The 26,760-nt window shown below is 41.1% G+C and carries 32 protein-coding genes; 6 read left to right on the top strand and 26 right to left on the bottom strand.

From position 1 onward, the window contains the following. Nucleotides 1-101 precede the first annotated feature (101 nt). The 7 genes from leuS to PW252_RS10590 all read right to left on the bottom strand — a co-directional run bounded on the left by leuS (nucleotide 102) and on the right by PW252_RS10590 (nucleotide 10,010). Complete coding sequence (leuS, locus tag PW252_RS10560) at nucleotides 102-2,603, bottom strand: leucine--tRNA ligase (RefSeq protein ID WP_248049259.1); 2,502 nt, start codon at nucleotides 2,601-2,603, stop codon at nucleotides 102-104. A 110-nt stretch (nucleotides 2,604-2,713) separates the two neighbouring features. Next, nucleotides 2,714-4,555, bottom strand: a complete 1,842-nt coding sequence (locus PW252_RS10565) for a glycerophosphodiester phosphodiesterase family protein (RefSeq protein WP_248049257.1) — start codon at nucleotides 4,553-4,555, stop codon at nucleotides 2,714-2,716. Nucleotides 4,556-4,672: 117 nt separating this feature from the next. Then, the gene (locus PW252_RS10570; protein WP_248049256.1) at nucleotides 4,673-6,565 is read right to left on the bottom strand and encodes a M13 family metallopeptidase; all 1,893 of its coding nucleotides are present in this window, start codon (nucleotides 6,563-6,565) and stop codon (nucleotides 4,673-4,675) included. Between the two features lie 69 nt (nucleotides 6,566-6,634). Further along, nucleotides 6,635-7,462: a metal ABC transporter permease gene (locus tag PW252_RS10575; protein WP_316716755.1), complete on the bottom strand. Its 828-nt coding sequence runs from the start codon at nucleotides 7,460-7,462 to the stop codon at nucleotides 6,635-6,637. Further along, on the bottom strand, nucleotides 7,455-8,315 hold the full coding sequence (locus PW252_RS10580; RefSeq protein WP_248049252.1) for a metal ABC transporter permease: 861 nt from the start codon (nucleotides 8,313-8,315) through the stop codon (nucleotides 7,455-7,457). Before PW252_RS10580 ends, PW252_RS10575 begins: the two co-directional genes overlap by 8 nt. Beyond that, complete coding sequence (locus PW252_RS10585; RefSeq protein ID WP_248049250.1) at nucleotides 8,308-9,072, bottom strand: metal ABC transporter ATP-binding protein; 765 nt, start codon at nucleotides 9,070-9,072, stop codon at nucleotides 8,308-8,310. Before PW252_RS10585 ends, PW252_RS10580 begins: the two co-directional genes overlap by 8 nt. A 14-nt stretch (nucleotides 9,073-9,086) precedes the next feature. Next, the gene (locus tag PW252_RS10590) at nucleotides 9,087-10,010 is read right to left on the bottom strand and encodes a metal ABC transporter solute-binding protein, Zn/Mn family (protein WP_248049248.1); all 924 of its coding nucleotides are present in this window, start codon (nucleotides 10,008-10,010) and stop codon (nucleotides 9,087-9,089) included. Between the two features lie 126 nt (nucleotides 10,011-10,136). Between PW252_RS10590 and PW252_RS10595 the strand changes: the two genes are divergently transcribed. The 4 genes from PW252_RS10595 to PW252_RS10610 all read left to right on the top strand — a co-directional run bounded on the left by PW252_RS10595 (nucleotide 10,137) and on the right by PW252_RS10610 (nucleotide 12,432). After that, on the top strand, nucleotides 10,137-10,796 hold the full coding sequence (locus tag PW252_RS10595; RefSeq protein WP_248049246.1) for a metal-dependent transcriptional regulator: 660 nt from the start codon (nucleotides 10,137-10,139) through the stop codon (nucleotides 10,794-10,796). Between the two features lie 78 nt (nucleotides 10,797-10,874). Continuing rightward, nucleotides 10,875-11,315: a hypothetical protein gene (locus PW252_RS10600; RefSeq protein WP_248049244.1), complete on the top strand. Its 441-nt coding sequence runs from the start codon at nucleotides 10,875-10,877 to the stop codon at nucleotides 11,313-11,315. Nucleotides 11,316-11,396: 81 nt separating this feature from the next. Next, nucleotides 11,397-11,906 (top strand): hypothetical protein, encoded by a 510-nt coding sequence (locus PW252_RS10605; RefSeq protein ID WP_248049242.1) that lies wholly within the window; start codon nucleotides 11,397-11,399, stop codon nucleotides 11,904-11,906. Nucleotides 11,907-11,913: 7 nt separating this feature from the next. Further along, nucleotides 11,914-12,432 (top strand): hypothetical protein, encoded by a 519-nt coding sequence (locus PW252_RS10610; RefSeq protein WP_248032986.1) that lies wholly within the window; start codon nucleotides 11,914-11,916, stop codon nucleotides 12,430-12,432. A gap of 107 nt (nucleotides 12,433-12,539) precedes the next feature. Here PW252_RS10610 and PW252_RS10615 read toward each other — a convergent pair whose 3' ends face one another. The 4 genes from PW252_RS10615 to PW252_RS10630 all read right to left on the bottom strand — a co-directional run bounded on the left by PW252_RS10615 (nucleotide 12,540) and on the right by PW252_RS10630 (nucleotide 15,032). After that, entirely contained in the window at nucleotides 12,540-12,815 is a 276-nt protein-coding gene (locus tag PW252_RS10615) for a hypothetical protein (protein ID WP_248049240.1), read from the bottom strand. 97 nt (nucleotides 12,816-12,912) lie between these two features. Beyond that, a complete protein-coding gene (locus PW252_RS10620) occupies nucleotides 12,913-13,410 on the bottom strand; it encodes a CPBP family intramembrane glutamic endopeptidase (protein WP_248049239.1) in 498 nt (165 codons plus the stop codon). A 492-nt stretch (nucleotides 13,411-13,902) separates the two neighbouring features. Continuing rightward, entirely contained in the window at nucleotides 13,903-14,322 is a 420-nt protein-coding gene (locus PW252_RS10625) for a hypothetical protein (protein ID WP_136647942.1), read from the bottom strand. Nucleotides 14,323-14,381: 59 nt separating this feature from the next. Continuing rightward, complete coding sequence (locus PW252_RS10630) at nucleotides 14,382-15,032, bottom strand: CPBP family intramembrane glutamic endopeptidase (RefSeq protein WP_248049235.1); 651 nt, start codon at nucleotides 15,030-15,032, stop codon at nucleotides 14,382-14,384. Nucleotides 15,033-15,257: 225 nt separating this feature from the next. Between PW252_RS10630 and relB the strand changes: the two genes are divergently transcribed. Beyond that, nucleotides 15,258-15,545 carry a type II toxin-antitoxin system RelB/ParD family antitoxin gene (gene relB, locus PW252_RS10635; protein ID WP_029185759.1) on the top strand — a complete coding sequence of 96 codons (288 nt, stop codon included), beginning with the start codon at nucleotides 15,258-15,260 and terminating at the stop codon, nucleotides 15,543-15,545. Continuing rightward, nucleotides 15,535-15,876, top strand: a complete 342-nt coding sequence (locus PW252_RS10640) for a type II toxin-antitoxin system RelE/ParE family toxin (RefSeq protein ID WP_024398777.1) — start codon at nucleotides 15,535-15,537, stop codon at nucleotides 15,874-15,876. Before relB ends, PW252_RS10640 begins: the two co-directional genes overlap by 11 nt. Nucleotides 15,877-16,306: 430 nt before the next feature. Here the strand turns inward: PW252_RS10640 and PW252_RS10645 are convergent, their stop codons facing one another. The 15 genes from PW252_RS10645 to PW252_RS10715 form a co-directional block, all read right to left on the bottom strand. Next, nucleotides 16,307-16,501, bottom strand: coding sequence for a hypothetical protein (locus PW252_RS10645; protein WP_172021762.1), 195 nt, complete (start codon nucleotides 16,499-16,501; stop codon nucleotides 16,307-16,309). Between the two features lie 21 nt (nucleotides 16,502-16,522). Further along, nucleotides 16,523-17,224, bottom strand: a complete 702-nt coding sequence (locus tag PW252_RS10650; protein WP_248049233.1) for a CPBP family intramembrane glutamic endopeptidase — start codon at nucleotides 17,222-17,224, stop codon at nucleotides 16,523-16,525. Nucleotides 17,225-17,227: 3 nt separating this feature from the next. Beyond that, nucleotides 17,228-17,470, bottom strand: coding sequence for a hypothetical protein (locus PW252_RS10655; RefSeq protein WP_248049232.1), 243 nt, complete (start codon nucleotides 17,468-17,470; stop codon nucleotides 17,228-17,230). A gap of 21 nt (nucleotides 17,471-17,491) precedes the next feature. Next, entirely contained in the window at nucleotides 17,492-18,181 is a 690-nt protein-coding gene (locus tag PW252_RS10660) for a CPBP family intramembrane glutamic endopeptidase (RefSeq protein ID WP_248049231.1), read from the bottom strand. A 122-nt stretch (nucleotides 18,182-18,303) separates the two neighbouring features. After that, nucleotides 18,304-18,486, bottom strand: coding sequence for a hypothetical protein (locus PW252_RS10665; protein ID WP_248049230.1), 183 nt, complete (start codon nucleotides 18,484-18,486; stop codon nucleotides 18,304-18,306). Between the two features lie 25 nt (nucleotides 18,487-18,511). Beyond that, nucleotides 18,512-18,673, bottom strand: a complete 162-nt coding sequence (locus PW252_RS10670) for a hypothetical protein (RefSeq protein WP_172085984.1) — start codon at nucleotides 18,671-18,673, stop codon at nucleotides 18,512-18,514. Nucleotides 18,674-19,794: 1,121 nt separating this feature from the next. Continuing rightward, nucleotides 19,795-20,166 carry a hypothetical protein gene (locus PW252_RS10675; RefSeq protein WP_248049229.1) on the bottom strand — a complete coding sequence of 124 codons (372 nt, stop codon included), beginning with the start codon at nucleotides 20,164-20,166 and terminating at the stop codon, nucleotides 19,795-19,797. Nucleotides 20,167-20,198: 32 nt separating this feature from the next. Beyond that, nucleotides 20,199-20,372: a hypothetical protein gene (locus tag PW252_RS10680; RefSeq protein ID WP_153603712.1), complete on the bottom strand. Its 174-nt coding sequence runs from the start codon at nucleotides 20,370-20,372 to the stop codon at nucleotides 20,199-20,201. Between the two features lie 337 nt (nucleotides 20,373-20,709). Continuing rightward, nucleotides 20,710-22,050, bottom strand: coding sequence for a sensor histidine kinase (locus PW252_RS10685; protein WP_248049228.1), 1,341 nt, complete (start codon nucleotides 22,048-22,050; stop codon nucleotides 20,710-20,712). Then, a complete protein-coding gene (locus tag PW252_RS10690) occupies nucleotides 22,050-22,787 on the bottom strand; it encodes a response regulator transcription factor (protein ID WP_248049227.1) in 738 nt (245 codons plus the stop codon). The genes PW252_RS10685 and PW252_RS10690 overlap by 1 nt, the downstream gene beginning before the upstream one ends. Nucleotides 22,788-23,003: 216 nt before the next feature. Then, a complete protein-coding gene (locus PW252_RS10695) occupies nucleotides 23,004-23,105 on the bottom strand; it encodes a putative holin-like toxin (protein ID WP_153052760.1) in 102 nt (33 codons plus the stop codon). A gap of 433 nt (nucleotides 23,106-23,538) precedes the next feature. After that, a complete protein-coding gene (locus tag PW252_RS10700; RefSeq protein WP_248049226.1) occupies nucleotides 23,539-23,682 on the bottom strand; it encodes a putative holin-like toxin in 144 nt (47 codons plus the stop codon). A 112-nt stretch (nucleotides 23,683-23,794) separates the two neighbouring features. Beyond that, nucleotides 23,795-23,980: a hypothetical protein gene (locus tag PW252_RS10705; RefSeq protein ID WP_248049225.1), complete on the bottom strand. Its 186-nt coding sequence runs from the start codon at nucleotides 23,978-23,980 to the stop codon at nucleotides 23,795-23,797. A 61-nt stretch (nucleotides 23,981-24,041) separates the two neighbouring features. Continuing rightward, nucleotides 24,042-24,485: a D-aminoacyl-tRNA deacylase gene (gene dtd / locus PW252_RS10710; RefSeq protein WP_105118646.1), complete on the bottom strand. Its 444-nt coding sequence runs from the start codon at nucleotides 24,483-24,485 to the stop codon at nucleotides 24,042-24,044. A 1-nt stretch (nucleotide 24,486) separates the two neighbouring features. Next, complete coding sequence (locus PW252_RS10715) at nucleotides 24,487-26,688, bottom strand: RelA/SpoT family protein (protein WP_105125048.1); 2,202 nt, start codon at nucleotides 26,686-26,688, stop codon at nucleotides 24,487-24,489. Nucleotides 26,689-26,760: the final 72 nt, after the last annotated feature.

A 26,760-nucleotide genomic window follows, 5' to 3' on the forward strand; every position in this document is an offset into this window, starting at 1 on the left:
AAACGAGGCAATCGTTATTTGGTAACGATATTGACAAGTTTGGTTGGCTTCAACAGTCTGAGAATAGACTGTTGAAGGTAGGAAATGAGCAAATAAATTGGTTATTTCACAACAATATTAACTAATTTGTTCGGAACACTAATCACCTTCACCACTGTTTGCCCAGCGATTTCAGCTTGGACTTTTTCGTCTGCAAGGGCAACTTTTTCAAGCTCTGCTGGTGCTAGGTCTTTGGCTACGGTCAAGCGGGCTTTTACTTTACCCTTGATTTGGACAACGATTTCCACTTCGCTTTCTACTAGCTTGCTTTCATCATAGACTGGCCATGCGACATAGCTGATTGACTGGCCTGTTGCTACCAGACCCTGCCAAAGTTCTTCTGCCAAGTGTGGCGCAAATGGGGCAATCAATTGAACAAAGCCTTTGGCGTATTCGACGTAAAGCTTATCTTCTTTGTTGGCTGCGTTGACAAAAATCATGAGCTGGGCGATAGCCGTGTTGAATTTCAAGTCTTCAATATGCTCAGTCACCGTCTTCACAGTTTCATTGTAAACTTTATCAAGCGCTCCGCTATTCTCCGAAGAAATTTCCTTCGTTGTAATTAGGCGGTAAACGCGGTCAAGGAACTTACGGCTACCTTCGAGGCCTTCTTCTGACCAAGCGATTGATGCATCAAGTGGGCCCATGAACATCTCGTAAACACGGAGGGTGTCCGCACCGAATTGCTCGACCACATCATCTGGGTTAACCACGTTTTTAAGAGACTTAGACATCTTAGCAGGTGCCTGCTCCAACTCCTCACCAGTTTCGATGTGGAAGAAGGAACCGTCACGTTTTTCAACTTTATCTGTCGCTACAAGGGCACCACGGCTGTCGCGGTAGCTAGTCCCCAAAATCATACCCTGGTTAAAGAGTTTTTGGAATGGCTCTTTGGTCGGCACAACGCCAAGGTCATAGAGGAACTTGTGCCAGAAGCGTGCGTAGAGCAGGTGAAGGACTGCGTGCTCGGCACCACCGATGTAGATATCCACCGGCAACCAAGCTTTGAGAAGCTCCTCATCTGCCAATTTCTCATCGTTGTGTGGGTCGATGTAGCGGAGGTAGTACCAGCTAGAGCCCGCCCATTGTGGCATGGTGTTGGTCTCACGGCGACCTTTGACACCGTCTTCACGCACCACTTCCAACCAGTCTGCCAGGTTAGCAAGCGGCGATTCCCCTGTACCTGAAGGCTTGATGTCTGAGGTTTTTGGCAATACCAGAGGTAACTCATTTTCTGGGACTGCTGTGGAAGTGCCGTCTTCCCAGTGGATGATTGGAATTGGCTCCCCCCAATAACGCTGGCGGCTGAAGAGCCAGTCGCGGAGGCGGTAAGAAATTTTCTCCTGACCGACACCATTTTCTTCCAACCAAGCCACCATTTTGGCAATGGCATCTTCCTTGTTAAGACCATCTAGGAAATCTGAGTTGATATGTGCTCCATCTTCTGTGTAAGGAGCTTCTTCTACATTGCCACCTTCCAGAACTGGAATGATGTCCAAACCAAACTGTTTGGCAAATTCCCAGTCACGCTCATCGTGGGCAGGAACGGCCATGATAGCACCTGTTCCATAGCTTGCCAACACATAGTCCGCAATCCAAATTGGAATTTCTTTACCGTTGACAGGGTTGATGGCATAAGCACCCGTCCAAACACCTGTCTTGTCTTTTGCCAGATCTGTACGGGCTAGGTCTGATTTGAGAGAGGCTTGGCGTTTGTATTCTGCCACAGCTCCCGCTTGCTCAGGCGATGTAATGCTATCTACCAAGTCATGCTCAGGAGCAAGGACTGCGTAGGTCGCACCAAAAAGAGTATCTGGACGGGTAGTAAATACTGTGAAGTCCTTGTCTGTGTCCTTGATTTTGAAAGTCACATTGGCACCGGTTGACTTGCCAATCCAGTTGCGTTGCATGTCTTTGATAGACTCTGGCCAATCAACTTCTTCTAGGTCATTAAGCAAACGCTCTGCATAGGCCGTGATTTTCAGCATCCATTGACGCATTGGCTTGCGGACAACTGGGTAGCCACCACGTTCAGACGTTCCGTCAGGAAGGACCTCTTCGTTGGCGATAGCTGTTCCCAATTCCTCTACCCAGTTAACAGGCACTTCTGCCTCATAGGCTAGGCCTTTTTCATACAACTTGGTGAAAATCCACTGGGTCCACTTGTAGTAATTCGGGTCGGTCGTATTGACCTCACGGTCCCAGTCGTAAGAAAAGCCAAGGGCGTTAATCTGACGTTTGAAGTTGGCAATGTTTTCTGCTGTAAAGTCAGCTGGGTCATTGCCCGTATCCATAGCGTATTGCTCTGCTGGCAGACCAAAGGCATCCCACCCCATTGGGTGAAGAACGTTGTAGCCTTGGGCACGCTTGTAACGGCTGAGAATGTCCGTCGCTGTATAGCCCTCAGGGTGACCAACGTGCAAGCCCGCACCAGACGGATAAGGGAACATATCTAGGGCATAAAAGTTTGGCTTTTCTGCATCTGTTCCCGTCTTAAAAGTATGATTTTTTGCCCAAAATTCCTGCCATTTGGGCTCGATTTCCTTGTGATTGTAGAAGCTCATATCTTTTCTCCAATAAAATTGATTATTTTCTTATTATATCACGAAATCAGGAAAGAAAAAAGCAGGATTGTAAACCCTGCTAAAAATAGCTTTTTCATGTTTATTGAGTATTATTCCCCCAAAATTGAATCCACAATAACTTCAAAATCTGTCCGTTCATCACGCGCCTTGATGCCAGCCTTGACATCAAGAACATAGTCCGTGATGATGCCGTCAACTTCTGAGTTGACAAAACGCTGAATGGATTCTTCTGTATTGACTGTCCAAACGATGACTTTCTTGCCTTGGGCTTTCAGGTCTGCTACCTTTTCTGGACTAGCCTCTGCCTCTTCCATAATCAGATAATCGCCCTGCAGGTCTTCTGTCTGACCAATTGAGAAATAATAGAGGTAGCCAGACACCATCTCAGGATAGGTTTCTTCGATATAGGTAATCAGCTTGTAGTCCAAAGACAGCAGAGCCACTTCCTTTTCAACACCATAGGCCTTGACCATGGCAACAATGTCATCCACCATTTGCTTGTCGGCTGTTTTACCTTTCAGTTCGATAAAGAGGCCAATCTTACCCTTGCTGGCTTCGATCACTTCCTCAATCGTAGGAACTGGCTGGGCTGGACGACTACTGTCAAAAGCATCCGCAACTTGCAAGTCCTGGATTTCAGCCAGAGTCATCTCACTAGAACTACGGCTGTCACCAGCAACACGCTTGAAATCACCGTCATGGTTGAGGACATAGTGACCGTCTTTGGTCCGTTGAATATCAATCTCAGACCAAGCCACCCCTTCCTCCGCTGCCGCTAAAATACCTGCAATCGTATTTTCAGCACCCAAGTCACCACCACCACGGTGAGCGACTAAGGCAATCTCACGATTCACACGGAAAATCGTGTCAAAATGCTGCACCAACAAGTAAGCAAAGCCAAAATTTCCTGCCAAGATGAGCAGAATCAAGCTGGTCACCAAAAACTTGGTACGCAGGCGAATGGTCGGCAAGATGTCCTCCCGCCACTTACTGGCCTTGGTCGAAAGTGTGACCGCAGGCGTCCGTCCCTCAGCCTCTTCGTAGTCATAAAAGGCATCCGTCACTCGATAAATCATCATCGGCGGAAAGAGGAAGGTCAGAAAGCTGACAATATCCACGACTACAAGGAGGATAAACAAGAGATACAAACGACTTTGATTTGTCTGCTCTGCCTGACTGACCAAAACAAAGACAAGCAGGGCTATCAAGGCAACAAAGAGAGGTAAAAAGTAGACAAGGCCATTTTTCACAAAAATCCCGACAAGTCGCTTGATGAGCGCTCGATCGTATTTCTTTGTCAGGTCAAGAGAGGAGCGAATAGCTGAACCAATCGTTTTCCCACCAATGAGAACATAGTGGAAGGTGAATATCAGTCGATAGCTCAGATAGGTCAATATCAGGAGAACTCCTATATAAAGCGATAGATAAAGAGGGTTGGCATAAATCACCGAAGTGATAAAGTTGGGAATCTGGAACTGGCGCATAGGGCCAATGGTGACACCCAAGCCCAAAAGCGGGAAAATCAAGGACACATAGACCATGAGCAAGAGTCCAGCTGGACTAAAGAGGGACTTGAGGGAGGTCAAGCCCAGCCAGAGCATGTGCCGGGCGGTCATTTCAATCTTTTCTTCCTTTATAAGAGCACTGGTCAAGATAAAGGTGTTGATATCTAGACCAATCAAAATCACCATCATGACCACGGTCGCCAAAAGAAAGCCAATCCCTTGGAAACTCAAGAGAAAGGACACATAGTCCCCACTGGAAATCCCTGTCCGCCCTGATAAGGCTAAAAAAGTATCAATGGCAAAGGAATACAAGGGATAAATAACTAGAGCCAGTAGCCCCTTACTAAGCAGTTGGTATTTGGTAAAGAGCCAGACAATCCGACCACGAAAGGCCCAGCTGGTTGAAACTTTCTTTCCTGTTTTCATATCTCCTCCGAAAAGTTTTTTTGTTATTGTACCATAATTAATATTCTGGAACAATGTTGACTAGAGAGGGCTATTCCCACAAGAAAAAAGGCTGGGAAATCCCAACCTTTATCTGTTTTACCAAATAATCACGCGGTCTTCTTTTGCTCGCCACATGCCGTCGCCTTCTTGAACGCCAAAGGTTTCATGGAATTCATCGAAGTTTGGCAGCTGGATGTTGGTGCGTAGGTGACCTGGTGCGTGGACATCCACACTCGCCAACATCTGCATGAACTCAGGACGGGCCTTCATTCGCCAGATACGAGCAAAGTTGGTGAAGAATTCCTCTGCGGAGAAGTCTTCTTCTGACTTGGCTGCTTCTAAGGCTGCTGCAATCCCACCAAGGTCGGCAATGTTTTCTGACACGGTCAATTTACCATTGATTTTGGCACCGTAAGAATCTTGACCTTCAAACTGGTCGATGACCTGCTGGGTACGGGCCTCAAAGGCTGCATAGTCTTCTTCTGTCCACCAGTTATTCAAGCTACCATGCTCATCAAAGGAAGCACCATTTGAGTCGAAGGCATGAGAAATCTCGTGGGCAATAACGGCACCGATACCACCGTAGTTAGCTGATGAAGACTGCTCCAGAGAGTAGAATGGTGCCTGCAAAATGGCTGCTGGAAAGACAATCAAGTTTTTCTGTGGGTTATAGTAGGCATTGACCATGTGAGCTGGCATGCCCCATTCCTTAATGTCCACAGGCTTGTTCCACTTGCTCCAACCATGAGCAATGTCAATCTTGTTTAGTTCGATAGCATTTTCCACCAAGGACTTGCTTGGGTCAATAATCTTCTTATAATAACGCTCTGGTAAGGCTTCTGGGTAGCCTATGTAAGGCTTGATAACATTGAGTTTGACAATGGCCTTGTCACGCGTTTCCTGAGCCAACCAGTCTGCCGTTTCCAAACGAGATTTGTAGACCTCAATCATCTTGGCAACTTTTGCTTCCACATCAGCTTTTGCTTCTGGTGAGAATTTTTCTCCAGCATACCAAAGACCGAGGGCTTGGTTAAAGTAGCCTTGAGCCAAGTTGTAGGCTGCTTTTTCTTGGTTTTGAGCCTGCGGTGTACCTGAAAGCGCACGGCTATAGGCTCCTGCTAGAATACGAATTTCATCCGACAGAAAGGCTGTATAAGCTCCTGCCGCTTTCAAAATCAAGGTCGCCTTCAAAAGCTCCCAATTATCCGCACTGTAAATGTCCTTGGCAGCCTGCCAGAAACGCTCCTCAGGCACGATAATCTTGTCTGGCGTTTGACCTAAAATCGCTGTGAAGAAATCATCCAAAGGCAACTCTGGTGCCAAGGCAGTAAAATCTGCCCACTCGTACGGGTGGTAGAGTTTGGCGTACTCAGAACCTTCTTCATTTGACAGAACATACTTGGCAATCGTGGCATCCAGTTCCAAACGCTTGTCCAAGAGGTCCTTGATTTCCTCATCGCTAAAACCAAACTTAGGTAAAATCGCTTCTTGGCTTTCACGCCAGATTTTGAGCAATTCTGTTCCTTTTTCATGACCTTCTTCATAGTAGGTCGTATCTGGCAAGATAATCCCTAGAGAATCTGCCCAGAGAACATTGGTGGTCGCATCCATAAAGTCAGGTGCTACGCCGAAAGGCATGAGGTTGGGCTTGCCTGCCAACTCATATTCTGCCAGCTTGCTGGTAAATTCTTCGAAAGAGTTGAGAGCCTTGTACTCTGCAATCAAGGCCTGGGCAGGCTCTGCACCCAAACGGTCACGGGTTTCATAGTCAGCCACTTGCTTGTGGAAGGCTACAAAGTTTTGCAAAACGCTATCTTCTGGGACATTTTCACCAGCCAACCATGCGTTTGTCGTGTCAATCATGAGTTTTTCAATCTCGTCCGCTAGGTCTGAAAAACCACCAGTTCTCGGCTTATCATCTGGAATGACGGCTGTTTTTGCCCATTCACCATTGACGTATTCGTAAAAATCATCTTGTAAACGTGTCATTATTTTCTCCTTTGCTTGTGTGATTACTTACTATAATAACAAAAAAGTCTGACAATTTCATTTGTCAAACTAAATTTTTAGGGCATTTTTTAGGAAAAAGCTGACGCAGACTGTCAGAAGACCCATGACCGAACAGGTGCCAGACATGGTCAGGTCAAGCCAACTGGCAAGCCCAAAGCCTAGAACAATCATCAGAATGGCGCAGCATTGCCCCAAAACTAAAAACTGACAGAAATGCTTCGACCAAGGTAAGGCCGCCATGCTGGGGGCCACTAAGAAAACAATGACCGCCATAGAGCCGACCGCTTCAAAGGACGAGACCGTTGTCAAGGAAACCAGAAAAATCAATCCCAGCTCCAGTCTTTTGGTGGCAATCCCTTGGAGTTTAGCCTGCTCCTTGTCCAAGAGATAGAGGGTCAGAGCTTGAAAATTCAAGAAAAAGAAGACCAGCAAGACCAGTAAGAGCCCGACGGACTTGACCAAAGCCAAGGGTAGCGATAACCCTAAAAAATCAAGCCTGTTAAGAGGGGCAAAGAGCACCTCGCCCATCAGGACCATATCCAAGTCCAGATGGACATTACGGGCAAAGAGGGAGATGAGAATAACCGCTAGGGCAAAGAAAAAGGTAAAGAGCAAGCCCGTCGCTGCATCCTGAGCCAACTTACGAGTATGTAGTCCCTCAATCGCTAGAACTGTCAGTAGACCAAAAACCGCCGCCCCAAACAAGAGCAAGGGGGAATCTAGGCTGTGACTGACAAAGAAGCCCAGTACAATGCCCAAGAGGACCGAGTGGGACAAGGCATCTGCCAGCATGGCCTGATTGCGTACCACCAGGACAGACCCAATCAAGCCACAAGAAGAACCAACAGCCAGTAAAATCAATAAGACCTCAAGCACCTGCATTCTCCTTTCTGATATAGGTCACATAAGCAAAAGCCACTAAAGAGGACAAACTCAAGCAAACAATAATAGCCGGCCCAGTCGATAAACCTGTCACCACCGAACTCACATAACTTCCAAGTAGGGCTGAAAATCCAGCAATTCCTGCTGCTAATACCAAGGTCTGGCCATAGGACTTTCCTAAAAGCAAGCCAAAGACGGCTGGAGCTATCAAGAAACTACTCATCAGGATAGCCCCAACCACCTTCAAGCCAACCGCAATCAAACTCATCATCAGAAACAGGGTCAGGCGGTCAATCTTTTCCACAGGAATCCCCACTAGCTTGGCAAATTGTCTGTCAAACAGATAGAGCTTGATCGACTGGTAGTGCCAGCCAAATAAGAACAAGGCTAGCAAGGCTACTAGGCAAATCAATAGCACATCGTCCAGCTGCATAAAGGCAGCCTGACCAAAGACATAGTTTTCCAAGCCTGCCTGGGCGACTCCTTGAAAGGCCGCATTGCCCTGAACATACTGCTTGAGAACCAAGCCCAGTCCAAAAAAAGCTGCCGAAACCAGTGCCAAGGCATTGACCCGACTGGTCCGCCCTCCTCGACAGAGCCAGCTGACCAGACCATAGGACAGGTAACCCGAAGCCACCGCTCCAATCAAGAGAAGCAGGGGCTGGCGTGATTGAAAGACCATATAGGACAGGATGATCCCTGGATAGGCCGCATGCCCCAAGCTATCTCCGATTAAACTCTGCCTAGTCAAGACGCTAATGGTCCCGATTTGACTAGCCGCCAAGGCTAAAACAAGGGTTCCCAGAGCTACCGTCCAAAAAGAATAGTCCTGCAAGAGATCAAGCATGACCGAGACCCTCCTTTAGAAACAAGGCAGGTTCCTGACCATAGGCAGCCTGATAGGCTTGCAGCAAATCCACCTGATCCATAGCCCCCTCTGCCACCAAGCGACCATTGAGCCAGAGGACATAGTCAAAATACTTTTCCAAGGTCAAAAGGTCATGGTGGATAACCAGAGAGGTCTTGCCTTCTTGCTGGAACTTCTTCAAACAGTCCATGATGACTTGCTCTGTCACCTGATCAATTCCTGCCAAGGGTTCATCCATCATATAGAGTTCGGCTTCCTGAGCCAAGGCTCTAGCTAGAAAGACCCGTTGCCGCTGACCTCCCGATAACTGATCAATCTGCCGATTACGTAACTCACTGATCTTCATCTCTTCCAGAGCCTGCTCTGCCTTTTCCTTATCCAAGGAACTTGGTCGACGGAAGAAACCACTGGTATGGGCAAACCGCCCCATCAGGACAATATCCAGAACCCTTGCAGGAAACTGCCAGTTGACCTGACTGGCTTGGGGAATATAGGCAACATTTTTTTGAATAACTTGGTCCAGTTTCTCTGACTGACCCAGTAGTGAAACCTTGCCACTTACCCCCTTCTCCAATCCCAAAATCGCCTTAAACAAGCTAGATTTCCCTGCACCATTTGGTCCGACCAAGGCTGCACGACAACCCTTGGGCAGCTGAAAACTGACCCGATCTAGAGCCTTGACCTGTCCTGCACCATAGTGCAAGGACAAGTCCTCAACTCTCAGTATTTCTTCCATTCTTCCAACCTTTCTTACTGCAAATGCTCCACAATTAACTGGACATTGTGCTTATACATATCGATAAATGTTGCTCCCTCTTCCCCTTCTGGTGCTAGGGAATCTGAGAATAGCTCCTTGCCTTCACCGCTTACAATCGCTACCTGACCACCCTTGGCCTTGACAGCTTCCTGCAATTTTTCCATGCGTTCTGGACTGGTTGTTGACTCGGTGAAGATGGCCTTGATACCATGTTCTAAAATCATATTGACCGTTTCAATCATATCGCTATTGGCAACTTCAGACTCGGTACTAATGCCCTGCGGTGCATAGAGAGTGAAGTCATAGCTGGCTGCGAAGTAGTTAAAGGCATCATGTGGGGTGACTAGGTAACGGCTCTCAGCAGGCAGGACACTCAGTTCTTTTTCAATCCAAGCATGCAAGTCATCCAACTGAGCTAGGTAATTTTCCGTATTTTTCTGAATCAGCTCTGCTTTTTCCGGAAGAAGCTTTTGCAACTCCTCAGAAGCTACCGCTACCGCTGATTTATAGAGAGGAATAGAAAACCAGAAGTGAGGGTCCACAATCTGCTCCCCGTCTTCATCCATGGTAGTCAAATCCGACTGGTCAAAGTTCTTAGACACTGCCACTCCCGTCTTTTCCAAGGCTTCCACCATCTTGCCTTCAAAATGCAAACCATGGTAGAGAACAAGGTCAGCCTTTTGTAATTTTGATAAATCACTAGATTTGGCTACGTACAAATGAGGGTCTTCCCCCGCTGGAATCAATAGATCCCGCTCCACCTCATCTCCTGCCAGCTGATAGACCATATCACTGAGGAAAGAGGTCGTGACTGCCACTCGTGGCTTGCTGGAAGCCTCTGGGCTTTGCGTTGAACGACAGGCTCCTAGTCCGATAAGGGACAATAGCAGAGCCAAACTAAGAATTAGTTTTTTCATGATAGGTTCTCCTTTATATTTTGTTAGGTATACTTAACTTTAGTTTTAATATATATTAAAAAAATCTTTCTGTCAATGATTTTTATAAAATTTTGGTATACTATTCTTACTAGAAAGTGAGAGAATATGACACCAAACAAAGAAGATTACCTGAAAGTCATTTACGAACTAGGGCAGACAGAACAGAAAATCACCAATAAGCAGATTGCTGAAAAGATGAATTTTTCCGCCCCAGCCGTTTCCGAAATGCTGAAAAAAATGGTCACGGAAGAGCTGATTGAAAAAGATAAAGCAGCAGGTTACATCCTCAGCCAAGTCGCCTTGGAAATGGTAGCCAACCTCTACCGCAAGCACCGCCTGATAGAAGTCTTTTTAGTTGAACAGCTGGGCTATTCCCCTGAACAAGTCCATGAAGAAGCTGAAATTTTAGAACACACCGTTTCAGACCATTTTATCAACCAACTGGACAAACTGCTGGGCTATCCCCAAACCTGCCCACACGGTGGCAGCATTCCTAAAGAAAACCAGTTGCTTGTAGAACGCTACCAGACCCGGCTGTCCCAACTGACCGAAACCGGCAACTACCAACTGGTTCGTATCCATGATTTCTACCAGCTCCTCCAATACCTGGAACAACATGAGTTAACTGTCGGCGATCAACTACTTGTGACAGCCTTCGACCAGTTTGCCCAGACCATCACCATCCAGTACAAGGACAAAGAACTGGCCATACCTGTAACCATCGCCCAAGAATTATTCGTAGAAAAAGCCAATCGCCCAGCCTAATAAGCTGAGCGATTAGTTTTGTTTAGTAAAAAAAGAGAGGAATGCCGAATCAAAATCTAAAGGAAAAGGAAAAAGAAGATGAAAAAGAAAATACTTGTTGCACTAATCCTAACCTTCATAAGCCTCCTGCTTTGGGGGATTGGAAAGCTGTATATCGCATATAATCTATCTCACTACGCAGGGTACTATGTCCAGCACATGCCTCGGAAAGAGGGGATGAATCCAGAATTAGTCATCATTTTAACTCATCTGGACAGTATTGAAAGACCAGAAGTAAACGGACTTACTTATAACTTAAGGGGAAATGGTGGTATCATAAAAGATGATAGTTTTTACCTTTTTGATGTGTCGGATGAATTTCAACTGACTATATCAGATGAAGATGGAGACTACTTCTTTAACCATGATAACGGTGAATTTTTGTATTATTACACTGATGATATCGACAATACAAATTCTGACACGCAATATCAAAAAGAGGCGGAATTACTTCTCGATAAAATCTTGCCCCTATCCTAGAAGCGCAACCCAAACCAAAAATAAACCTTCAAAATCTATTTAACGACAAATACTACAAACAGTTTAATGAATAAGCTATCTATGAAAAAGAAATTACTTGTTGCCCTTATCCTAACCTTCATAAGCCTCCTGCTTTGGGGGATTGGAAAGCTGTATATCGCATATAATCTATCTCACTACGCAGGGTACTATGTCCAGCACATGCCTCGGAAAGAGGGGACCAATCCTGAGTTGGTCATCATTTTAACTCATTTGGACAGTATTGAAAGACCGACAACTAATAAATTATCCTATGACCTTGATGGGAATAGTACAATTTTACTAAATAATTCTATAATATTAAGTAATGGTCCCTACATTCGTATTTGGAATTATACAGAAAATAAAAAATATATTTTCCATAATTTCGGTAGTTATTCTTATTATTACACTGATGATATAGACCAAAAAAAATATGATTCACAATATCAAAAAGAGGCGGAATTACTCCTCAATAAAATCCTGCCCCCTATCTTAAAAGCACAACCCAAACCAAAAATAAACCTTCAAAAACTATTTAACGACAAATACTACAAACAGTTTAATGAATAAGCTATCTATGAAAAAGAAATTACTTGTTGCCCTTATCCTAACCTTCATAAGCCTCCTGCTTTGGGGGATCGGAAAGCTGTATATCGCATATAATCTCTCACACTATGCAGGGTACTATGTCCAACACATGCCCCGGAAAGAGGGGACCAATCCTGAGTTGGTCATCATTTTAACTCATTTGGACAGTATTGAAAGACCTTCGACCAATAACTTATCCTACGACCTTGATGGGAATGGTGCAATTATTGTAGATAATCAATTAATTCTTTCTTACAGGACAGATATGTTTAATTTATATCCAACAGAAGGTACTGAAAATTATATATTAGATGTCAAAAATGGATCATTTCTCTATCATGTCAAAAATCTTAATTTTCAAGAAAAGGATAATAGTAAACCCAAGGAGCTAGAAGCCGAAAAACTTCTCAATAAAATCCTGCCCCCTATCTTAGAAGCGCAACCTAAACCTAAAATCAACCTTCAAAAACTATTTAACGACAAATACTACAAACAGTTTAATGAATAAGCATGCAGTTAAAATCAGGTATAGAGGGCTATTTTTGCTGTTCATTGAGTATCAAATCTCCTCTATTCTCTTTCAAAACCAATCGCCCAGCCTAATAAGCTGAGCGATTATTTTTTCTTCCAATTGCGGAAAATGGATCTGGTTGCAAAAAACACTTGCCCTAGGATATATACCAAACCCAAAAAAGAACCTAGATAAAAACAGCCCAAGAGAAAGAAAGGGTTATAGGTCAAGGGCTGGATGATAAACATGAACACGAGCACCAAGCCCCACCGCATGCCCCAGGTCATCTTTCTCTGAATCAACCATTCCAGCCTATCTTCTCCAACTGAACTTCTGGTTTCCAGATATTCTTGATTGAGGTCTTGAAAAAATTTTCTCATATTTCTGCCCACCTCTGCACTTGATAGTTAGCAATTATAAAATTGCCAACCTCCTCTTAGTATATAGGCATTTCCCCCAAATATCTACTGTTAATGTTTATCCACCAATCTGCACCATACCAAATAAAATTTGGAGGAATAAAATGGAGGCATTATAGAAGCTATGTGCAAGGATAGTATCCGTCATTCGTCTATTGCACATATACAGATAGCCCAGATAAGCCCCTGTGATAAAGTGACCTAAAAATGCCACTGAAAAGCTCCAAGTATGAAAAAAAGCAAATAAAATAGCAGAAAATAAGATGACCATTTGAGGATGCTTAGGAAAATACTGGGCTGTTTTTTCTAACAAAATCCCTCTGTAAAGAAATTCTTCTAAAACGGGTGCAAACAAGACAACTGAGAGAGCCATCACCCAAAAATTTTCCGAATTTAACTGATTGACTATATCTAAGGCGTTAGAATCACTAGTGCTAAGCCCTAAATATTGCCAAAGGAGGTTCAGGCAAGTTTGTCCAGTAAATACCAACGCTGTCATACCGACTATTTTAAAAATATTCAGCTTCTCTCTTGAAAAGACTTGATTCTTCCCCATTCCTCGTCTGATAACAGAAAGTAGTGCCAATATTGCAAGACCAAGCCCTATCATGACTGCAAGTTTTAATCTTGAAAGGCTGTTATTCCCACATAAACTGGAAATTGAATGAGCAAAGTGAGCAACAAGGTACCCACAGCTAAACCGATGGATTTTATTATTTTCATATTCTTATCCCACACTTTCTTCAGATATTTCAATCCTAATTTTTCTTGTTTCTAATGTATTGTCAAACGACACTCCATTTATTTAGCATTTTTATTGATTTGACTCAAAATAATCAACCAAGTGCCAATAATAATCCAGTCTTTTACAGAAAGCACCTTACTTTCAAGGTAATAATAGACAACTATGGAAATATTCATGAAAAATAAAGTAAAAAATAATAGCTTTCTATTCATAAATTCACTGCAAAATGGAAGCTGAAAAATCAACCATTTATCCCTCCTACCACTGTTATTAAACTGTTTTTACTAGATGTTATTGCAAGTATTACTTATTCTTTTTCCAATCTTTCATAGCACGAATTCCCCAACATAGCAAGATTAAAAAGGTAATTGCTATGATGAATCCGATAAAACCGATTATTTTCTGGTAGAAATATTCTGCAGTCAAACCTCTATACAAACTTACTAGTCCTATGATTGAAAATAAGACTATGAAACCTAGCTGTTGCAAGTACAAAGTAGGCTCCCACACTGTATGTTCTCCCTGCTTTCTTACTTCTTTCATGAAATAATGATTGACGACGAAAGAAGTAGACATACACATTCCAATTGTCACATACCATAAGATTTGAAGAGATATGACCTCTCTCATCATATAGAGAACAAATAAAACAATTAAGGGAAGTTGACCAGCCCAAAATCGAAAGAATATCAATTGTTTTTTCCTTGAATTATTTTCCTTCATACGTAACACCTCCTGTGCATATTACTGTTACACAATTGTTTTTCACAATGTTCACACATTTATACACTTATAACATTTAAAATGGTCACAATACTGTTCGACAAGATATGTGCCACTATCGGATATTTGAGATGGTCCGTTTTATAGTAAATCCAAGAAAACAAAAATCCTGGAAAAAGTGCCGACCAGAAACTAAAAGAAATTTCATAACTATGTACAAAAGCAAATAAACTGGCTGTAATTAACACGCTAATGATTGGATAGTGCTTACTCCTTATTCTCTCCTGAAAGATTCCCCTATAGAGATACTCTTCTCGGATAGGAGAGAGAATATTTGTACTGAGCAAGGCCATCCAGCCATATTTGGACTGAAATAGCTCCAGCATACTACTATTATCAACCGTCGATCCAGATAATCGCAAGGAAACATTTAATAGTACAATTTTAATAATGATTACCAAAATAACCAATCCAAACAATTTACCATAGCTATAGCCTTTTGCCTCTAAACTATCGTCACGATAGTTTTTCCGAAGAGTTTCCAATAACCCAAAAACGAAAAGAGTGAGAAGAATCCAACAAAACACATGTAGGATATAACCAAGTAGGTGTTCATCTATATTCCCCCAACTCATCTCAGCAATGAAGGGGACTTGTATGACTAAGGTTAACAATAAAACCTGTACGATACTTTTTATCCAACGAACCATTGCTACTCTCCCGTTCTAATAGAATCTTTTTATGAACTTAGTATATAGCAAATCAACACACTATTCTCATCCCTGTCACGAACGGTCGTTATTTTGTAATGAATGACCATTTTTTCAAAGTCACCGAATCTTATCCAAGATATTCAGTGCCAGATTATCGCTTGACAGATGTAAAACAAATAGCTACACTATTGTTATACATATTAGAATTTGGAGTTGAAGACAATGGCAGGATTGGTTAGGGATAGACAATATAATTTTAGAGTAAATGCACAATTATTGGAACAAGCAAAAATAATCTTATCAGAAAAAGATATGACCCTTTCTGATGCTCTTAATTTATTTGTAGAAAGAGTGGTTGAAGAGCAAGATTTGCCAATAAAAACGGTAGAAGAGGTGCGTGCAGAGGCTTTTCTAGATGAGTTGATTGCAGAGCTTGATGAAGGCTACCAAGAAGTTTTATCAGGACACACGACACCTGCTCGTGAGGTATTCGCCAAATATGGTCTATGAAGTACATTTATCTGCTAAAGCCGAACAAGATTTAGAGGAAATCTACCAGTATTATGTCCGTGAATTTTCAGAATCAAGTGCTCGAAAGGTGCTTGCATCTCTGAGCACAGCTATCTTGACCTTAGAAATATTTCCAGAGGGATATATTGACCTCGACGCTCGTCTGGGACGAGCATTATTCCCAGAAGGAAAAACAAGGATGATTCCTGGAAAACAGCACCTCATCTTCTATTTGATTCGTGGCTCTCGTGTAGATATCCTTCGCATTAGAGGAGCAAGGACAGACTACCTAAACAACCTAGACAATCTATTCAAGCAAACCCTCAAATAACGAGATACTTTCCCACCTTCAACAAGTCTATCGAAACGAGTGTAAACAAAAAGCTGATTGCTCAGCTTTTTATTTATACTTTGAATATTTACCCAAGCAAGCACCTAGAGAGAAGATACCATATAAGAAAAACAATAATTAATCGAATACCTGTCTTAAACATTGCTTTTCCTGTCTTAACATATAGTAAATATGCCGCAATCGCTAGTATAGTCTTTTAGTTTACTTTTAGTACTAGGCAACGAGCCGCAGGCATAACTGGAGTTAGGCAAGGCGAGTTAACGAAGTAATAAAAGGAAAACTAAATGACGATAAAACATAGAGAGTGACTAGCATGAACACACTACTATTGAAATCCATCTGCAACCTCCATATTCCTTGGGTCCATCTCTATTATTTCCGATTATTGATGCCCGTCTTTCCCACTCCCTCATCCAAAAACAGAATATAGAAATTCCCCGAAATCTTGCCCTGCTGAATAAATCACTGGTACAAGAACAGATCCAAGTGTCATCAAGGTCAGAGCTACTCCTACCCAGACCAAGAATTTCATTGCAAACGGGGAAGACTCATAAGCTGTTTCAACTTCTTGGTATTTTTTATCTAATTTTTCCATCATTGTCATCACTGAACTCCTTTAACACCACTAACCAAACAGTACCAATAAATAACCAATAATTGAGAAGATAACCATCAAGCTATTGTTCAAGATATGAACAATAATCGCATCCACAATATTGCCACGGCGAGCGTAAGCCAAATAGAAGACTGCCCCAAGCAAGAAGTAAAGTGGCAACTCAATTGGATGAATCGCATGAAGAAGAGCAAAGACAGCTGAACTGATTATCAATTTTAGCCATTTTTGATTTTCTTTGAAGAAATAACTGCTAAACAAACCTCTGAAAACAAGCTCTTCCATAAAAGGAGCAAAGACGCCTATTGCAATATGAAAGGCAACAAAGTATAGCGGAAACATCTTCGCCAATTGCTCATTTGTAGCCAAAAGTGCTGCATCGTTGGCCGTGGTAGCATTGCCAGTAACCAACTGTGTCAATAACGTTCCGCCAATACCGATAACTCGTCCGGCTAAGAAAAATAGCAGAGCAAACCCAAAATCTTTCCAAGTAAATGTGAACCGTTTTTGCTGGTCAGGTAGACCTTTCTTATACCGTTTCCAAGTCCACACCACAATAGCTGTCGCAATGACCAGATAGCCAATGCCAGAAACCCACTGCATGACACCTGACATCGAATCCTGTATGGCAATAAATCGCATCGGAGTTATGTTAATCGCAACGATGACAAGAATCAAACCAATAAATTTTAATATATTTTTAACACGTTTCATAAGCTAGTCCTCCTTTTTAGTCTTATTCACTTTCATTAGAAAATACAATGCAATAAATACAGTGGGATAGAAGTCAGATGAGAAAACATCTACTGTTTTTCCAAGAACAAGCCAAGCCACTAGGTGAATAAGAACGGCAGTGACCAAAATTCCTACAACAAGCCCTTGCAAGAACTGCATAATTTTATTCTTTCTTTGATAGCCATCATTTGATGTTTGTTTGCCATTTTCATTTCTCCTTTTCATTAATAATGTTATTCTGTCGGATTATCCCAGCAAAATAACTACCATAACTACTGCGAAATTGTGTAAACAATGTGCAATACTAGATACTCTAATATCATCAGTTGAATAATAAGCTAGTCCATAAATTAGAGAACTTATTAACTGACTATTAAATGCAATTTGATAATCATGACTATACGAAAATATGAGAGAAGTAACAACAATAGAACCCCAACCTATATAACGTGATAGTTTCTCTTGAAGAATTCCTCTATATAAAATTTCTTCCAAAATAGGCTGAGTAACGATTGTGGTTAAAAGATACAATATAAAGACTATCGGTCTTTCCTTCATTTCCAGTATTTGTGTCGGAACTGATCCTACATTATAGCCATTTCCAACATATAGAATCGTCACATATACTAATGTCAAAAAAAGTGTCACTGATGAGTAGATAACTAGACTTTTTTTATTTATTTTTCCTTGTTTAAACTGTAGTAGATTAAACGTAATATCCAGTCGTTTAGCAAAAGATGATAGAAACCAAAGCGATAATAATACAAAAGCAATACACACTATAATTCGAATAGTATCTCCTGTAAGATTATTACTAACATGGATACGATCATCGCTAAAAGTTGATACAACCGGGGTTTGAGTAAATATAGATAAAAACATAAACCCCAAAATAGATATCAAAACATAGCCACACTTTTTTAAAATATTAACCATTCTATCAACCCCACTTTAACATCCACCAGTATATTTTTTCTTATTCCATCCATCAAGAAATGAGCATACACCTGCAAATACTTTTTCGGCAACTTTAATAATGTCTCCGCCGAGATTAATGCCTACTTTACCTTGTTTTGTTCCTTATTCGCTAAAGCAGTAAAAGTAATGATTGAACCTGGGATACTAACTGCCAAAACATTGAAAAAATCTTTAAGGCTATCGCCTGACAAGTTCGCACTAATCTTAAACACCAAACATAGTGCAATAGCAATCAAAACTGCATAAAATTTTTTATTTTTCATCTTCAATTCTCCTTGTTCTTGTTTTTTATAAAACAATTTCTAATAAAACACTGATTTCAAATTCAAAATCTTTAAAAACTGTATAAACAGGTGGAACGAGCCAAGCAAATACTACTAGAGATAGTATGAGAATAGCTACCGTTTTAATATCAAATTTTCTTTCTTCCTTAGAATATTTATGTTCCATCTTTGTTTCTCCTGTTCTTGTTTTCTTTACACTCTTAGTATAAGCTAACTCAGCCCAAATTTTTCATCCATGTCATGAACGGTCGTTATTTTGTAATGAATGACCATTTTTTTATCGATTCATTAAGTTGTGATATAGTTTTTTGCAAAATTTCTCTAATTTTTCTTCAACGAGAACAAATAGATACAGTCCATAGGGAGTTATGAAGCGTGGTACAAAATTCTTGGTGACAAGTAAGTACAGCACATACAAGGTATAGACTATCATAGCGACATGTAGCAATTGTTCTTCTGTCATAGCAATTTTCTTTTTCACTGCCATCTCGTTTCTCCTTGTTCTTATTTTTTTCACTCTTAGTATAGACCAACACACCACCATCTTTTCATCCATGTCATGAACGGTCGTTATTTTGTAATGAACGACCATTTTTTCGAGAAAATTCATAAACTCCAGCCTTTTGACTGGAGTTGAAAGTGACAGATTGTAAAATCAACTAAAATAGTTTGAATTATGATTTCTACATAAAAAAACAAAAAATTATGATAAAATAATATTGCTGTCGGAAACCGATTGCGTTCTTCAATAGGAGTTCGTGAAAGGGGGTGAATAGCTTTGCATTACATCTTAGAGCTCTTACTTGCTGTTATGGCAAATGTAGCTGCATACTGCATTTGCAAGTGGCTAGATAGCAAGTACAACGACCACAGCTAGCCCAAACCACACCCGTTAATCTCTCAAACTAGAGAACGTAAAAAAGCCCTCAGAAACTGCAATTTCTGAGGGCTTTGGTGTGCTTTGCACTACATCTTTCTAACTTAGTATAGCAGATTTTAGACAAATTTCAAACTATTTATTCATAAACATAAAACATCAGCTATCCACAAAGGCATTTACAATGCTTGCAATCAATAATCTCCGAGAATTCCACTCTAAATCTCTCAGGTTTCGATTCATAAGTCCCTAATATCTTCTTGCAAAAAATGACCTCCTTTGTATCTCGTACAAACTGACTAGAAGCATTGACTTGATGCGATTTAGTCAACATCAGCCTCCAATATTTTGAATTTCTTCTAGCAAACGAAAACACCCCAAATGACTATTCGAGGTGTCATCCTATGAACCTAATTAACAGTAGTATTGTTGACCAATCTCGCAATAGGACAAACCAATACCAGGCATCCATTGATTAGCAAAAGAAATAATCTGCTCACTTCTCCCATTATCATAGACTCCATAAATAGTATAGCAGATGCAAGAGCTACCCCTAAAATGAGGTATCTTTGATGTACAGGCATCCTGTACGACATGCCACGTTTCTTTAAAAAATAGTAGCTTGTCCCTATCACCAAAGCGTGAAGCAATGTTAATATCAGCATGATTGGCAATAAATCCTTTCCGTCAGTTCTAACTGAAACCAACCACATCAAAAAAACGAATAGGTCAATTGCAATACTGGCATAATTTCCGATTTTGATTATTTTTAGATTATCCATAACCAGTTTCCTTTCAAGCCAGCCAGTCAACTTCAGTGTACTTGCTTGTGTTCCTGATAGTTACGTTTGAGCAACATCACTAGAAGCAAAAAGTTTGGAACGGATAGAGCCCAGTAACCAAGGCTACCAAAGCCAAGCCACTCTCTCATTACATAGTCTAAACAAAAATAGAATAGTACGGCTAAAATAGTTTTCATCATTTTCATTTTATTTTCCTCCTTATTTTTTAACCACAGAACTCAACCCTCTAATGACAAGGTAACTGAGTAGGTAAATCATTCCATAATACACTCCCCATAGACCAATGATAGCTCCTGCTCCGAGTCCTACAAGTAGGGAGTGGAAATGCCGGTGTTTAACAATTGTTTTTTAAGTATTCATATTCGTATCTCCTTTTGTTTTCTTTACACTCTTAGTATAGACCAATACATCACCATTTTTTCATCCATGTCATGAACTGTCGTTATTTTGTAATGAACGACCATTTTTTCGAGAAAATGCAAAAAAAATCCAGCCTTTCGACTGGACTTACATCTATAAATCTTATTCCAAAAACACCAACTCCTGAACGAATCGATGATTGCTACTGTTCGTTGATATAGAAAATTTAGGATAGTTATCTAAAATAGCTTTTACATTGGCCAAGCCAATTCCTCGATTATCTCCTTTTGTAGAATGACCATATTCAAAAATATGACTTGTAGATACTTTATCTTCAACCGTAGTATTTTCTACAACGATAATTTTTCTGTCATCTTCCTGGAAATAGGCAAATACAATATTTCCATTTACACACTGCTCTGCCGCATCTATAGCATTATCTAATAAGATAGACAGAATCGTTATAAATTCAATCAACTCTAAAGCAGGTTGTTCAATTTCAACATCTACTTCCACAGAAATTGTAATCCCCTTTTTTTGTGCCTCCAACATCTTAGATGACAGCAGACTCTTCACGGCAGGATTTTGTATATTGGATAATCTAGCTATATCGTACTTTCCATCATAGAATTTTCTATCAGAATCTGCAATAACCTCACTATAAATCGTTCGAATCGCAACAATATCCTCTTCCTTAATTGCTTCATTCAGACTAATAAGAATATTAGTGTAGTCATGTCGGAAACTTCGAATTTCTTTATAAAGTGATTCAACATGACGGCTATAACGACCTAAGTCAGTTAATTGTTTGTCCTTCAACTCCTGGATTTCTTTTTCTTGCTTTTCTTTCTTCTGATAGTTTAAATACAACATACTAACTGTAAATAGAATAAAGTATAATAGTAGTATATTAGTTCTGATAAAATATGTATCTATCTTAATATCCACTATTCCTTTATCCATCAATACTTCCAAAAATAAATTACCTCTTATTAAAAGAAAATAAGTAATAAATAGAATATTTAATCCCAAAAATATACCTCTAAATTTTTTGTCCAAAGTATCAACTTGAAGATATTTTGATTCTATTCGTAATCCCTTGAAAAATCCATAATAAAAAGGAATTAATAAAATAGACAATAAGATTTCGAACATAGCACTAGCATTTGCATATACAATATCTACATCAAAAATAAAACGTAAATAAAGGCTGATGATACGTTGAAACATATCCCCTATCACAAATGGTAATAATCCATAAAATATTTTTTGAGTTCTATTCCAATTTGTTTTAAAAAATGGTATAACAATCAGAAAAGAAAATGGTTCTAATAATAAGTAAATATCATAAAGAATTATTTGACAGACTGTTAAGCAAGAAGCTATAAAACATTTTTTCTTCTTACTTAAAAATAAACCGCTAATTTGTTGAAGAATCATCAAACGAATCAGCATGTCAATAAAGAATACAGTGTCGTAAAATGGAGATATAAAAATATTCATCAATTAATCTCCAACAAATCTGCAAGTTTCTTCTGCTTCAAACGAGAAACAAAACAAGAATCTCCATTATCAAAATAGGCAATATGGTTTACTCTGTCCAACTTCGTTATATTTAATGGATTCACTACACAAGAACGATGTGCCTGGTAAAGTCGTTCGTCAGCTTTCGCTATATCGGATACTTTCCCGTAAAACTCAGTCTGACCTGTTTTCGTTTTTAAAATGACTTTATGAATCGTTGATGATGTTTCAAAATAAAGGATGTCACTAAAAGGGACTTGAATATGAGCAGTTTCAGTTTTGTATATAAAAGAATTTTCAGCTATAGTATGATCAATATTTTCAAAAGCATGCACTAACACATCTGATACTGCCTTTTGAAAGTCACTATCCTCCAGGCCTTTATCTATAAAATCTAAAGCAGAAACCCGATAACGATACGTTACCGGCATAAATTCTGAGTGAGTTGTTACAAAGACAATAACAGCATAAGGATCTCGAGCACGGATTTCTTTAGCGATTTCCATTCCTTTCTTTTCTTCGCCTTTAATTTCAATATCTAAAAAGAAAAATTGGTGATTGCCTGCTTCCTCAATTGATTCCAATAACTGATTTGGTTTACCAAAAACTTCTAGGAATTTATACCTTACTGACGTTTCTTCAACACACCGCCTAATAGCATTTTCTAGCCTACTCTGCTGAAAAAAATCATCTTCTAATACAAAAATATTAAGCATAGAAATCTCCTACATTTTTTGTAAGTAATAATCATTATTATAGCATATTTAGGCAAAAGATAAATGTCCAACTTGACTTGATAGACCTGCCGATGTATAATAAACATAGAAAAAGGTAGTTGCCAGAAACAACTACCCCTTGCAGAACCGTTTAAGACGGTGGCTGTTTACAAATTATTTTAAAAATAACCGTTAACTCGCCAAAGTTATAGACGGTTATTTTTTTGTCGTTTTTACCAATTCAAGCACTAACATCACGAGAGCGATAACAAAGTTACCAGCTACAAACATGAGTGTTAAGACCTCAAAGGTTGACAAAGATAGCTTCTCCCTTCTGTTAGATTTTGATGATTTGCATAGTAGAACAAAAAGTTCCATTCCACTTCTCTTAATTCGCGTCAACATCTCAGCGCAGTGGTTGATTGGCAGATTTGTTCGTGCTTCGCACTCCAAATCTGACCTAATCAACTGTGCGGGGGCGGTAAGACGAACTCATTTTCTACAAGTTGAGTTCTGTACCGCTCCCACCTACCTTTCAGAAATTAGAGCCACCGTCTTTACTTTTCTGCAAAAACTATTATAGCATATTTAGACAAAAGATAAATATCCAACTTGACTTGATAGACCTGCCGATGTATAATAAACATAGAAAAAGGTAGTTGCCAGAAACAACTACCCCTTGCAGAACCGTTTAAGACGGTGGCAGATTATTCGTATTAAATAACCGTTAACCTACCAAAGTTATAGACGGTTATTTTTTTGTCGTTTTTACCAATTCAAGCACTAACATCACGAGACCGATAACAAAGTTACCAGCTACAAACATGAGTGTCAGCACCTCAAAGGTTGACAAAGATAGCTTCTCCTTTCTGTTAGATTTTGATGATTTGCCCATAGGCACCACCTACCTTTCAGAAATTAGAGCCACCGTCTTTACTTTTCTGCAAAAACTATTATAGCATATTTAATAAAGAAGTGTAGTCCAATTTACACATCAAAAAACCAGCCTACTTGGACTGGTCTTCTTGTAGTCGCTCTTTAAGGCGACGACGGTATAAAATCTGCGAAGGAATGAAATAGAGAAAACTTGCTAAGATAATCCAACGTTTATCCAAATCACTGAAATAAATCGCTAAGATTAGTACAAAAGCAAGGATTAAATAAAAGAAATGATTGGTTAATAACTTTTTCATCCGACACCTCCACATTTTCTTGATATTAGTATATCAAATTTCCTTAAAAATGTATAGTAGTCTAGCGATTTTTGGTATCTAACACAATGGTCACCGGACCATCATTGACTAGACTGACCGCCATGTCCGCCCCAAAAACGCCCACTTCAACCGGTACAAAGGCTGACAGGGCTTGGTTAAAGGCATCATAGAGTTGGCTGGCTAGGGCAGGAGCTGCCGCTCCTGTAAAGGCAGGGCGGTTGCCTTTTTTGGTATCCGCAAAGAGGGTAAATTGGGAAATGGATAAAATCTTGCCCGCCACATCTTGAACAGACTTGTTCATTTTGCCTGCCTCATCTGAAAAAATCCGCATATTGACAATTTTACGAACAGCATAATCTAGATCGTCCTGACTGTCATCTGGCCCCACACCGACTAGGAGCAAAAGTCCCTGATCAATTTGCCCATGGATGCTTCCTTCGATGGTCACACTGGCCTGTGATACACGTTGTAATACAATTTTCATCTTATCCGTTGGTCCTTTTCACTGAGTAAACTTCTGGCACCGACTTGATCTTATCCACCAGACTGGTCAAGGTTGCCAGGTTGGAAATACCAAAGGAAACATGGATAGTCGCAAACTTCATATCCTTGGTTGGCTGGGCATTGACTGAAGAAATGTTCTTGCTGGCATTTGTCAAGACCTTGAGGACATCGTTGAGCAGTCCTGAGCGGTTAAGTCCGTAAATATCAATATTTGCCATGTATTCCTTGGTCGAATTTTCATCCTCCCAACCGACATCAATCAGGCGAACATCGTAGTTTTCCTGGCTCTTGAGATTCATACAGTCCACACGGTGAACCGCAACCCCGCGACCCTTGGTGATGTAGCCGACAATCTCATCGCCAGGGACTGGATTACAACATTTGGCAATCCGTATCAGCAAGCCTGACGCCCCTTCAATGACCACGCCACCTTCGTGACGGATTTTCAAACTATCTTTGTTGTCATGTTTGACTTCGCCACCGTTGACCAATTCATCCGCGACAGCCTTGGCCTTAGCTCGCTCGGCTTCTCGACGTTCTTTCTCTGTCAGACGGTTAAAGACGGACACGGCAGATATTTCCCCAAAACCAACCGCTGCATAGAGAGCCTCATCGGTTTTATAACTGGTCTTTTGTAGGACCTCGTCCATGTGGCGGCGGTCGAGATATTGGTTGGGAACGTAGCCGTTCTCTTGGAGCAGGTTCTGGAGCATTTCACGCCCCTTAGAAACAGACAATTCCTTGTCCTGATTCTTGAAGAACTGCTTGATTTTGTTGCGGGCCTTGTGAGTTTTAACCAGGTTGACCCAGTCACGACTGGGACCGAAAGAGTTGGCAGAGGTGATGATTTCCACCTGGTCACCTGTCTTGAGCTTGGTCGTCAGAGGCACCATACGGCCGTTGACCTTGGCACCTGTCGCCCGCTCGCCGACCTTGGTATGAATTTCATAGGCGAAGTCAATGGGTACGGAGTCCTTAGGCAATTCACGCACCGCGCCATCTGGCGTGAAAACGTAAATACGCTCGGTGAAGATGTCCTCTTTGACCGAATCAACGAAGGATTGGGCGTCCCCTGCTCCTTCTTGAAGTTCAATCAGATTGTTGATCCAACGCAGCTCTTTTTCAGAAGCAGTTGCCTTACCACCACGCTTGTAGGCCCAGTGAGCCGCCACCCCGTATTCTGCAACCTGATGCATTTCCACCGTCCGAATTTGGAATTCAATCGGTCCCTTTGGCCCATAAACAGTCGTATGGATGGACTGGTAGCCATTGGCCTTTGGGCTGGCAATGTAGTCCTTGAACCGACCTGGCATAGGTTTCCATAGTTCATGGATGTAGCCAAGCATGGCATAGACATCACTTGGTGTATCCATCAAGCAACGGATTGCTGTCAGATCATAGAGCTGGTCGAAGCGTTTTTTCTTATCGTGCATCTTCCGATAGATAGAATAGATATGCTTGGGACGACCATAAATCTGTCCAATCAGATTGCGCTCCTCTGTGTATTCTCTCAACTTATCGACGACTTCATTGACCAAATCTTCCCGTTCACGACGCTTCTCACTCATCATGCGAGTAATCTTGTAGAACTCAACTTCATTGAGATAACGGAAGGACATGTCTTCCAATTCCCACTTGATAGAAGAAATACCCAGACGGTGGGCAAGGGGTGCATAGATTTCCATCGTTTCACGTGAAATCCGTTCCTGCTTGTCCTTGCGCAAGTGTTTAAGGGTCCGCATATTGTGAAGGCGGTCTGCCAGTTTAACCAGAATGACCCGCATGTCTTGGGACATGGCAATCAGCATATTACGGTGGTTTTCAGCTAGTTGCTCCTCATGTGACTTGTACTCGACCTTACCCAGTTTGGTCACACCGCCGACAATATGCCGAACCTCTGGTCCAAATTCCGCTTCCATTTCATCCAGAGTTACCTCAGTGTCTTCTACTACGTCATGCAAGAAACCGCAAGCTACGGTTACCGCATCTAGCTTGAGCCCTGCCAAAATCCCTGCTACTTGGATAGGGTGGACAATATAGGGTTCACCTGATTTGCGAAATTGGGGCTTATGGGCCTCTGTCGCAAAATCCAAGGCCTTCTGAACAAAAGCAACATCTTCGGCCGGAAGGTAGGTAGCTGTCAGCCCAACAACCTCTTCTCCTGTAAAATTGATTTCCTTCATTTACTTCTCTCCCTAACTATTTCCTATTATTTTACCATTTTCACTGGAAAAGAAAAAGGAAAGCGGTAATTC

The sequence above is a fragment of the Streptococcus sp. 29887 genome (assembly GCF_032595075.1).
In the GTDB taxonomy this organism is placed as follows: domain Bacteria; phylum Bacillota; class Bacilli; order Lactobacillales; family Streptococcaceae; genus Streptococcus; species Streptococcus iners.